The 10,345-nt window shown below is 67.3% G+C and carries 6 protein-coding genes; 1 reads left to right on the top strand and 5 read right to left on the bottom strand.

The annotated features are described in order from the left end of the window. Positions 1 to 792 precede the first annotated feature (792 nt). From ADL25_RS43030 to ADL25_RS45475, 5 genes are all read right to left on the bottom strand, one after another. Complete coding sequence (locus ADL25_RS43030; RefSeq protein ID WP_220296870.1) at positions 793 to 2,340, bottom strand: flavin-containing monooxygenase; 1,548 nt, start codon at positions 2,338 to 2,340, stop codon at positions 793 to 795. Then, positions 2,279 to 3,862, bottom strand: coding sequence for a class I adenylate-forming enzyme family protein (locus ADL25_RS43025; protein ID WP_079050998.1), 1,584 nt, complete (start codon positions 3,860 to 3,862; stop codon positions 2,279 to 2,281). Before ADL25_RS43025 ends, ADL25_RS43030 begins: the two co-directional genes overlap by 62 nt. Further along, positions 3,859 to 6,210 carry a hydantoinase B/oxoprolinase family protein gene (locus tag ADL25_RS43020; RefSeq protein ID WP_059133413.1) on the bottom strand — a complete coding sequence of 784 codons (2,352 nt, stop codon included), beginning with the start codon at positions 6,208 to 6,210 and terminating at the stop codon, positions 3,859 to 3,861. The genes ADL25_RS43025 and ADL25_RS43020 overlap by 4 nt, the downstream gene beginning before the upstream one ends. Further along, positions 6,210 to 8,303: a hydantoinase/oxoprolinase family protein gene (locus ADL25_RS43015; RefSeq protein WP_059133412.1), complete on the bottom strand. Its 2,094-nt coding sequence runs from the start codon at positions 8,301 to 8,303 to the stop codon at positions 6,210 to 6,212. The genes ADL25_RS43020 and ADL25_RS43015 overlap by 1 nt, the downstream gene beginning before the upstream one ends. Before the next feature lie 81 nt (positions 8,304 to 8,384). After that, positions 8,385 to 9,149, bottom strand: a complete 765-nt coding sequence (locus ADL25_RS45475) for an SDR family NAD(P)-dependent oxidoreductase (protein WP_063805865.1) — start codon at positions 9,147 to 9,149, stop codon at positions 8,385 to 8,387. A 189-nt stretch (positions 9,150 to 9,338) separates the two neighbouring features. Between ADL25_RS45475 and ADL25_RS43000 the strand changes: the two genes are divergently transcribed. After that, the gene (locus ADL25_RS43000) at positions 9,339 to 9,965 is read left to right on the top strand and encodes a TetR/AcrR family transcriptional regulator (RefSeq protein ID WP_059133409.1); all 627 of its coding nucleotides are present in this window, start codon (positions 9,339 to 9,341) and stop codon (positions 9,963 to 9,965) included. Positions 9,966 to 10,345 lie beyond the last annotated feature (380 nt).

Genomic DNA, 10,345 nt, shown 5'->3' with positions numbered 1-10,345 from the left:
GGAGAAGCGCTCCTTCCGGTGCGGGCCGGTCTTCGATCGAAGCACCCGGGGTTCTCTTCCCCCGGGGGCCACTACCGAGGACCGGCGGCGGCGAGGTGCACTTCCCCTCGTTCAGTGTCGTACGTGTTCTGCGCCGCGTGTATGGCGTTGTATTACTTCACCGCAAAGCGATTTCTGATCCGGAAAGTGCCAACCTGCCAACATGGGCGGGATAGCGGTGAAGGGTGCCGCTCCCGAGTGCGTTCGTTGAAGAGCAGGTGGTCTTTGCACCACCCCGCCGCCCCGCTGGCCGGAAGCGCCCTCTGGTGGCTTCTCTAACGATTGGCAGGAGCAGTACCAACTTGGGTACTGCATAAGCAACCCTAGCCCGCCCCCCATCGTTGGTGGGGGACGGGCAGCACATCAACGACTCGGCGGCGGAGAGCCCAATTGGCGGCACAACGTACCGATCTCCCTGCTCTCGGCCACAGCACCGCCACAGCAAGGCTCGTCGTCCGGGACCGGATTCGAAGGCCGTCCTCCACGGACCCCGGTCTCAGGTGCCGGACACTGTGGCCCAGACAGGCTTGCCGGCAACCCGGTTGGGTGGCAGCCCCAACCAGGCCTAGTGGTGATCAGAAAGACGGCTCGCCGTAGGCAGAGCGGGACCGTCTCCGCCAGCAACGTCCCACGGATTGCTAGCCGTTGGGATTTCGCGAGGCGCCCGCCGAGCATGCCTACGGAGCGACTCGGGCCGCTTTACCGCGAGGCCCGGATCGGCCGCGTATCCACCGGTACCGGTGGTCACCGTCCTCAAGCCAGCCGATAGTCCGTCAGCCGGACACGGCGCGTCCGGCGCCAGAAGGCAATCGAGGTGTCGGGCCACAGAACGGTGTTCCGTCCTGATCGAGGATCCTGGTACCAGCTACGGCACCCGCCCGACTGCCAGACCGTGCCTGCCATGCGTCCGTTCATCCAATCGTTGAACGCCTGCTGGACCTCGGGGCGCACCTCCACCGAGTCGGCAGCGCGACGGCGGAGGCCGCGCAGGATGCCGACAATGTAGCGGGCCTGGGCCTCGATCATGAAGATCTGCGAGTTGTGTCCGAGTCCGGTATTCGGGCCGACCATGAGGAACATGTTGGGGAAGCCGGCGACCGTAGTGCCAAGGTAAGCCTGGTTGCCGTTGTGCCAAGCGTCGGCGAGCGTCAGTCCGCCGCAACCAGTGATGTCGAAGCGAATGGTGTGCTGTGCGTCGAAGCCGGTGCCGTAGATGAGGACGTCGGCATCAACCTTGGCGCCGTCCTCTCCGACGACGACACCGGACCGGATTTCCTTGACCCCGCCGCGACGCACGTGAACATGGGGGCGCGACAACGCGGAGTACCAGTCGCTGGAGATCAGCAGCCGCTTGCAGCCGATGGTGTAGTCGGGCGTGACGGTGGCACGCAGCTCAGGGTCGGCGACCTGCTTCTCGATCAGTCTGCGCGCCAGTGCACCGGTCCTCGCCATGGCCTCGGGGTTGCTGACGAATCCGACGGCGCGCCGTTCGTGGATCCAGAACAGACGCTCGCGCACCCACCACCGGTAGGGCGGGAACCACCGGGCCAAGAAACGATGACGCATGTCGAAGGGCCGGTCAGCCTTCGGGACGATCCAGGGCGGCGTGCGTTGGAAGACGGTGAGCGACGAGACCTTGTCGACGATCGCGGGGACGAACTGGATGGCGCTGGCACCGGTGCCGATGACCGCGACCCGTTTGCCGGTCAGGTCCACGTCGTGCGCCCAAGCCGCCGAGTGGAAGGCTGGTCCGCCGAAGGTCTCGATGCCGGGCAGGTCCGGAGAGGCAGGATGGTGCAGTGGTCCGACCGCGGAGATTAGAAACCGGGAGCGGTGGCATTCGCCGGTCGAAGTCACCACCTCCCAACGGGCATCGGCCTCGACCCACCGGGCCTCGCGAACCTCCTGGCCGAATCGGGTGCGGTCGATAAGGCCTCGGCGGCGGGCGACCACGCGCAGGTAGTCCAGGATCTCCGGTTGGCCGGCGAACAGTCTGCTCCAGTCGGGGTTCTGGTCGAATGAGTAGGAGTACAGCGGTGAGGGGATGTCGCAGCCGCACCCCGGGTACGTGTTGTCGCGCCACGTTCCGCCGAGGTCGTCGGCAGCTTCCAGAATGCGGAACGAGCGGATTCCTGCTTTGTCGAGCAGAGCTGCGACGCCTAGCCCACTGAAACCGGCCCCCACGATCACGACGTCGACATCGTCGACCGTGGGGGTCCCGGATTCGGTGCGGTCAGAGTCAGCCGGGGATGCCATCTGTTTCCTTAGCGGCCGGGCCTTCCGCGTGATCGGTTGCACCATCGTGGTCGGAGGCGGTGTCGGCGAGCTGTCGTTTAAGGACTTTTCCGGACGCGTTGCGCGGTAGTTGCTCGGCAAAGACGATCTCAGCGGGAACCTTGTAGTCGGCCAGGGCGGAGGCGGCGTGGGCACGCAGCGACTCAACGCTGGGAGCGCGTCCCGGACGGGGCACCACGACCGCGCGCACCCGCTCGTCGAAGATCGGGTCGGGCACCCCGACGACGGCGACATCGACGATGTCCGGGTGGCCGGCCAGGACGTTCTCGACCTCGAGGCTGTAGATGTTCTCGCCCCCGCGGATGATCATGTCCTTGAGGCGGTCGAGGACCCGGACGAACCCATCGGCGTCGACGCTGCCGACGTCGCCCGTGTGCAGCCAGCCGTCCACGAACGTGGCCGCGCTGGCATCCGGGTTGTTCCAGTAGCCAGCGGTCACCACGGGACCGCGCACGCACAACTCGCCGACGACGCCCGGCAGATCGCGAGGAGGTGCTCCGCCGCGCGAAACGGCGACCTCGAGCCCAGCGACAGGTCTGCCTACGGTGTCGGCGTGGGCGAGGTACTCGTCCCCCTCGGTGTAGGTCACGATCGAGGTGCCCTCGGTCAGGCCCCACACGTTGCCGAGGTTGAGACCAGGCAGGCGTTTTGCGACCTCGGCGGGAAATTCCTGCGGGACGTGGGACCCGCCCATAACGAACAGACGCAGGGCGGACAGATCGGAGGCGGTGTCCTCGGCCTTGAGCAGGATCAGCCGGAGCATGGCCGCGACACCGGCGAAGAACGTGATCCGCTCCCGCGCCATGAGCGCCACGGCTGTCTCCGCCTTGAAAGCCGGGGTGAACACGCAGCACCCGCCACCGCTGAAGAATCCGACGAACTGGGAGACCGCACCGGTCGCGTGGAACATAGGAGCCGCGATCAGTGTCCTCTCCTCCGGTCCCGCACCGAGCCGCTCGCGCACGGTACGGGCATTGAACAGCAGGTTCGCATGGTTGTGCATCGAGCCCTTGGGCCTGCCCGTGGTACCCGAGGTGTAGAGAAGATGCGCCACGTCGCTGGCGGTGCGGTCGCAACCAGGCAACGTGCTCGGGTCGACCCCGGCTATGCCGGCCTCCGGATCGGCGACGAGCACCTCGGCGGGCACGATGAGATCGGCGAGCCCGGCCGGGACGCGGGCGCCGAGGACCCCGTCGACGCCGTCGGTGACGAGCACCGTCGCACCGCTGTCGGTGAGGATATGGTCCAGTTCCGGACCGGTCAGCCGGGTGTTGACCAGGACGGCGATGGCGCCGGCCAGTTGGGCGCCGATGTAAGCGACGGCGTACTGCCAGCAGTTGGGCAAGAGGATCGCGACCCGGTCGCCCGGTTTGACCCCCTTGTTTCGTAACCGGACTGCGACGGTGGCGGCTCGCCGCAGTACCTCGGCATGCTCGAGCCGGACGGGTCCGTCGACCAGTGCCTCACGTGACCCGTGCTCATGCGCGATCTCGATGAACATCCGGGGGAGGGTTTCCGCTCGCATCATGACTCCTTGGTCGGTGCGAGAGCGATGTCGTGGAGAGGCTCGTCGCCGTCGCGGAGAATTTCGGTCTCGATCCGGAGCCCGGTGACCGGGCAGAGGTACTCGCGGTGACGCACCGCGTATCCGGCGCGCGCCTTGTGAGTGGCGTACTCGGGAGCGAGGTCGCGGACAGGTCGTTCGAGCACGGCACAGCCGTCCTTGTAGTTGCCTGTCACCGGCCCCAGCACCGCTCGACCGGTGACGCTCACGAAATGGCGAGCCCCGTTGAATTCCGCCAGCGCGAGTTCGCCGCCGAGCAGGTGCAGCCGGGCGTCGGCCGGCGCCGTGCGAACAAGGCCGGGCGCGGAGGCCGCGGCGAGACGGGCCGCGAGCAGGTCCCGTCGTCGCACATCCGTCGCCGCCGAGTCCGCAGCGACGTCCGTCGTGCCGGTGCCGGTCAGCACCACCCCGTAGACACGCTCGGCGGCCTCGGCGGGCAGTGATCCGGCGGCGACGTCGACGGCCACCCGTTCCGGCTCGCGGGTCAGCGGGTCACCGAACCCGGTGGCGTTCGCGCCGGTCCACTCCCACACCGCGTCCTCGGCGACCATCAGCGCCGGGCCCTTGGCCTCGATCGCAGCCTGGGTACCGCTGATCGTGTCGAAGTCCTGCGGGATCTTTCCTGCCTCGAACGACCGGTGCACGTCCGAACCGTGCTTGAGGCGGAAGTGGCCGACCGAACCGGGGTTCGCGCCGCGCGCACCGACCACCTTGGGGAACGACTCGTCGACATAGACCGCCGCGGCAAGCCCGGGCGCACCCCACGGGATCGCGGCCTCCAGGAACCCGCGACCGCCGCGGTGACGTCCCGCTCCGTCAGCGCCACCGGGCATCGCGCGCCGGTAGAGGTAGAGCATCGGCCAGAGCAGTTCGAGTTCCTCGACGTTGCTCGCCGTTCCCTCGGGAATCCAGAAGTGCCCGCCGAAGTCGACGCCGTCCTCGGCGGGGGAGGCAGCGAGCGACCCGATCATGTTGTTGGCGTTCGTCGCGATGAAGGGGGTTCCGTCCGCCGTCGTACCGCCACTGATCATCGCGTAGAACGCCGGATGTGCGGGACCGATGGCGAGCCGCGCGATCTCGGGCTCGGCACAGGCCAGCATCTGCCCGATGACGGTGCCGGCCAGACTGATCAGCGTCTCCATCGTGTAGATCCCCGACGGGCTGACGGCGGCTGGGAAGTCCGCGCAGGAGAGCGTGCCGGGAACGAGATCGAAGTGCACGCGCCGGTACACCCCGCCGTAGGCACCGGCGAGGTCGGAAGCCAGTGAGGCGGTCAGCGCAGAGAGGAAAGCACCGACGAACCCGGCGTAGGTGACGTTGATCGAACCGGTTTGCGAGTCGGTGCCGCGGTTGTCGACGTAGAGGTGTTCGCCCTCCTTACGCACGGTCATCCGGTAGACGTAGGTGGCGTTATCCCCGGTGTGGGCGGCCTCCGCGTACATACGGTGCGACCAGGTGCCGTCGGGAATCCTGGCGAGTCGCTCCGCGACCGTCTTCTCGCCTGAGTCGAGCACGCGGTTCATCACCGCCTTGACGGTGTCGGCGCCGTACCGCTTCAGCAGAGCGGTGATCTTCTCGGCTGCGACCAGGTTGGCTGAGATCGCTGCGCGCAGGTCCATATGCACGTTCCTCGGCACTCGGGACTGCCGCAGGAACATCTGCTCGATGTCCGGGCGGATTCTGCCCTGGTCAACGAGTTTGAATGGGGGGAAGGCCGGCGGGTCGAGGAACATGTCGGTGGCGTCGACGCAGAAGCTGCCCATGACCGAGCCGCCGACGTCGCTGTGATGAAGGACGTTCGACACCCAGCAGAAGATCTCGTCGCCGATGAACACCGGTGCGGCGACGATGGTGTCGGGTTGGTGTGGTGTCCCGACGAACGGGTCGTTGGAGACGTACATGTCGCCAGGCGCGATGCCGGGGTCCTCGGCCCGGTTCTCAAGGATCCACTTGATCGTCAGTGACTGGGCGTTGGAGAAGTACTGCAAGTAGGGGCCGAGAAACACCACATCGGCGTCGGCGGTCAGAATCGACGGCTGGAAGTCGCGAGTGATCATTGTGACGGGTGAGACACAGAGCCGTTGCAGCGTCTGCCCGTGTTCGAGATTGATGTTCATCAACGAGTAGCGCACGACCTCGAACGTCACGGGGTCGACGTCGTCGACGGCGGTCGTGTGCAGCCGCACCGATGCGGGCACCGGCAGAGGCTCGGTCGGGACGTACCCACGGGCGATGCCGTCCCAGACGACGGTGGGTGTCTCGGCCGAGGGTTCGGAGCCCTCGGGAGCCGGTGCGGAGACCGTCTCGGTCATCATGACTCCTTCGGGCTGGCGAGTCGCAGGCGGAGTTCGTTGCGGGAACCGGTGGACAGTGACGCCCCGGGCGGGACGGCGATGGTGGTGTGAGCCAGCTCGATGAGCGCAGGCCCAGGGACGGTGCTGTGGGGCGAGCCGCGGTGGACGTCGGTCGGGGTCCAGCCCCATCCGGGCCAGTACACGTCGGTCCGCTGGGCTGGCATCGCGTCCCTGGCCTCCGCCTGCGGGGTCGGGATGCCCGCCGCCACCGATGCCCGCGCCCGGAACGCGAACACTTCCACGGCCTGGAACAGGGCGGTCCCGCCCACTCCGTAACGTCGCACGTACTCGGTGTCGAATCCGTCCAGCAGCCGGGCACCCGTGTCCGGGTCGGCCGGCAGCGGCACGGGGATCTCCAGGCTGTGCATCAGCTGCTCACGGAACCGCATCAGCGCATCCACCTCGATGACGACATCGTCACTACCGAACCCGGCGGCAGCGAGGTCCGCCCTCGCGGTGGTCTCCACCTCGGCGACGGCCATGGCGAGAGCGTCGGCTCGCGCCCCCTCGAACGGGGCGAGCAGGCTGCGTTCGAGTTGCTTGTAGAGCACGACGTCGCCGGAGGCGATTCCGTAGGCGGATAGCGTAGATGCGCCGTTGCCCAGCGGGATGACGACCTCGCGTACACCCGATTCGGCCGCGTACCCGAAGGCGTGGACCGGGCCTGCACCGCCATAGGCGTAGAGCACGTAGTCGCGGGGGTCGTGGCCGCGTTCGAGCGTCTGTTGGCGGATCGCTGTCGCCGCACGCATATTGTTGATCTCGAGGATGCCGGATGCGGTCTCCTCGACCGAGAGGCCGAGCTGCTTGGCGAGCCGGGCCATCGCGTGGGTCGCGGCGTCGCGGTCCAGCGGCATCCGGCCGTCCAGGAAAGCCTCGGGGCGCAAGAATCCCAGCACGACGTCTGCGTCGGTGACCGTCGGCTCGGTGCCGCCGCCCCCGTAACAGGCCGGTCCGGGTTCGGAACCCGCGCTCCGGGGGCCGACCCGAAGGCCTCCGGTGGCCTCATCGAACCGGGCGAGGGTGCCGCCGCCGCACGCGATCGTCTTCACTGCGAGGCGTGGTATCCGGTACGTGTACTGGTCGATAACGTTGTCGTCAGCCATCACCGGCTTGCCGTCGACCACCAGACCGATGTCGAAGGACGTGCCGCCCATGTCCGTTGCGACGACGCGGTCATGGCCGAAAGCCCGGGCCAGTGAGGCGACTCCGGTCAGGCCGCCGGCGGGACCGGAATCGACGGTACCCAGCCAGGTCGTCGCCGCCGCCTCGGCAGGCAGGACACCGCCGTTGGACTGCATCACCAGCAGCGGCTCGGACAGCCCGGATTCACCGAGGCGCTCGGCGAGCCCGCCCAGGTAGCGCGAGCACGCGGGGCCGACGTAGCCGTTCATGACCGTGGCAACGGTGCGCTCGTACTCCCCGAGCCGAGGAGAGACGAGCACCGAACTCGACACGAATATGTCCGGTGCCGCGATCGCGAGCGCCTCGGCCAGGGCCTTCTCGTGATCGGAGTTCACGAACGACCACAGCAGCGCGATCGCGATCGAGTCCAGACGGTGCTCGGCGATCAGCCGCTTGATGTCTTCGACCGCGCGTGCGGCGTCCAGGGCAACCACGACCGCACCCGAGGCGTCGATGCGCTCGTGCACCTCAAGCACCGCACCACGCACGACGATTGGGGCCGGCAGCCGGCTTCCGTGCACGGCGAAAACGTCCTCGATCGGCCGACCGGCCACTCGCCCGGACCCCCGCATGATCGACAGCGCGTCACCGTGTCCGGCCGTGGCGACCAAGCCGACGCGTGCACCGGCGCGCTCCAGCACGGCGTTGGTGCCGATGGTGGTGCCGTGCCCAAAACGACTCGTCCGGCGCAGCAGGGTCGGCAAGTCGATGCCCTCGGCTTCGGCGAGGCGCTCGAGCCCAGTGAGCACGCCCAAGGCCGGATCGTGCTTGGTGGACAGTGTCTTGGCTGCACGGTGGTGGCCGCTCCGGTCAACCAGCACACAGTCGGTGAACGTTCCACCGATGTCCACACCGATGTAGTACATGCGCAGCTCCTGAGGATCCGATCCGTCGGTGATGTCGCCGCACGCGAAGAGGCGAGAGAGGGGGTGGCAGGGCGGAGGACCTCAGCGGTGGAAGCCGCCGAGCGTGAGCCCGGCGCCACCGTCGAGGCGAAGGGTCTGGCCGGTCGTGTAACCGGCTGCTGGGGAGAGCAGGTAGAGCACCGAGCCGACGACCTCGCCGAGGGTGGCCACTCGTGCCAACGGCACCGACGCGAGTTGTCGTTCACGTGCCGACTCGGGCATCGCGAGCACCTTCGGGGACGCGAACAGTCCCGGCGCGACCGCGTTGACCCGGATACCGTCGCCGGCCCATTCCGTGGCCAGGCTTCTGGTCAATCCGAGGATCCCTGCCTTGGCCGCCGCGTACGCGACCTGCCCGGGGAGGCCGTCCTGCGCCGCAATCGACGAAAGGAACACGATCGAGGAGGATCCGGCCTCCTTCAAGGCCGGGTATGCCGCTTGAGCGACCGCGAACTGTGTCACCAGGTTCGCATCCACATCCCGTCGGAAGGCGTGCACAGGAAAGGTCCGCGCCCGATGAATCGTGTCGACGATCCCCGCCCCGCCCACCAATGCATCAATCCCGCCGAGCAGCTCTCGAGCGGCCTCGACGGACCGACGCGCTGCGTCGTCGTCCGTCAGATCGGCCTCCACGAGGCGCACTCCGGGCGCCGCCTCGGTTCCAGGCCGGTCGATCCCGACCACCTCGGCGCCCAGTTCCCCCAGTACAGTCGTGAGCTCATGACCCAGGCCGCCGGCCGCACCTGTGACGACCACCCGGCTGTGCGCAGCGGGGACCGTTGACCAGTCCGACCTGAACTGCGCCATCATGAGCCCCTCGTCATCCGGCTCGTGGTCGAGACGGCGAGCGCCGTGCCGATCATTCGATCGGCACGGAAGTTAGCGCGGACGTTCCGAGAGTGTCAAGGCGCTCGAGCCGCCCTTGTCGATCAATGAACAAGGTGGTGGCCGCGACCCGCATCCCGCGGAACCCCGTCCCCCGCGTAAGGTGACTGCGTGGCCAGGAAGAAGTCCCTCGACGACGGCCCCGTGCTGCGCGGGCAGATCCTGGAGTGCGCCAGCCGCCTGTTCTACGAGCGCGGTTTCGGCGCCACATCGATCCGCGACATCGCCGAAGCCGTCGGCATCTCCTCCTCGACGATGTACCACCACTTCACCAACAAGCAGGACGTGCTGCACGCCATAGTATTTCGCTTCATGACGGATTTCGTGGAGGCCACCGTCCCGACCTTGAGCGACCGGTCCCTGAGCCCAACCGAACGCATCCGCCGAACGGTCCGTCTGCACATCGAGATCAGCGATGACCGCCGCCCGGAACTCCTCGTCGGCAATCCGATCCGCTACGCACTGGCCCCTGCACAAAAGGAACAGGGCGTCAAACTGCAGACCATCTACCACGATGCGGTGCGCGACACCATCAAGGAAGGCGCTCAAGCTGGCGAGTTCACCGTCGAGAACCTCGCGATCACGACGATGGCCGTGCTGGACATGCTCAACGGAATCCGCGAATGGTTCTCACCGAACGGGCCGTTGACCCGTGCCGAGGTCATCGATCACTACGTCGACCTGGTCTTGACCATCCTCGCAGCAAGACCCGGGACCAGCAGCGGTTCGGCGATATAGCCGGCGAAGCGTCCCTATGACGTCGGAAAGACCGTCAAACGCAACCTCACCATCGCCGAGCACCAAGATCGGAAAGGCTAAAGAAAAAGATCAGAACCTATACCCGAACTACGGGGTTCTGGCACTCGGTGAGGGTTGCAGCCACTGGTGAACCGTCCCAGGCGACGCTCTGCTGGGGGAGTGCCGACCTGGAGGTCCGGATGGAAGGTCACTGGCCTGTCACGCTCGATGCAGACTGGAGTTGTGGGACCTGCGTTAAGGTTCTGTGGCATTCTCGGTCCTGTGGCGTATGCATCGATCAGCTCGGCCTTCGTCGGCCGAAGTGGTGAGCTGGAGGCTCTCGCTGGCGGACTGCGGCGTGCGTTCGGTGGTGAGCCGCA

The organism is Streptomyces sp. NRRL F-5122 (assembly GCF_001507435.1).
In the GTDB taxonomy this organism is placed as follows: Bacteria; Actinomycetota; Actinomycetes; order Streptomycetales; family Streptomycetaceae; genus Streptomyces; species Streptomyces lannensis.
Note: the sequence above shows the minus strand (reverse complement) of the source record. Positions and strands in the feature narration are given on the sequence as shown.

Excerpts from the sequence above, each read along its gene's own strand:
- ADL25_RS43030 (WP_220296870.1), bottom strand. The coding sequence starts at position 2,340 with ATGGTGCAACCGATCACGCGGAAGGCCCGGCCGCTAAGGAAACAGATG.
- ADL25_RS43025 (WP_079050998.1), bottom strand. The coding sequence starts at position 3,862 with ATGATGCGAGCGGAAACCCTCCCCCGGATGTTCATCGAGATCGCGCAT.
- ADL25_RS43020 (WP_059133413.1), bottom strand. The coding sequence starts at position 6,210 with ATGACCGAGACGGTCTCCGCACCGGCTCCCGAGGGCTCCGAACCCTCG.
- ADL25_RS43015 (WP_059133412.1), bottom strand. The coding sequence starts at position 8,303 with ATGTACTACATCGGTGTGGACATCGGTGGAACGTTCACCGACTGTGTG.
- ADL25_RS45475 (WP_063805865.1), bottom strand. The coding sequence starts at position 9,149 with ATGGCGCAGTTCAGGTCGGACTGGTCAACGGTCCCCGCTGCGCACAGC.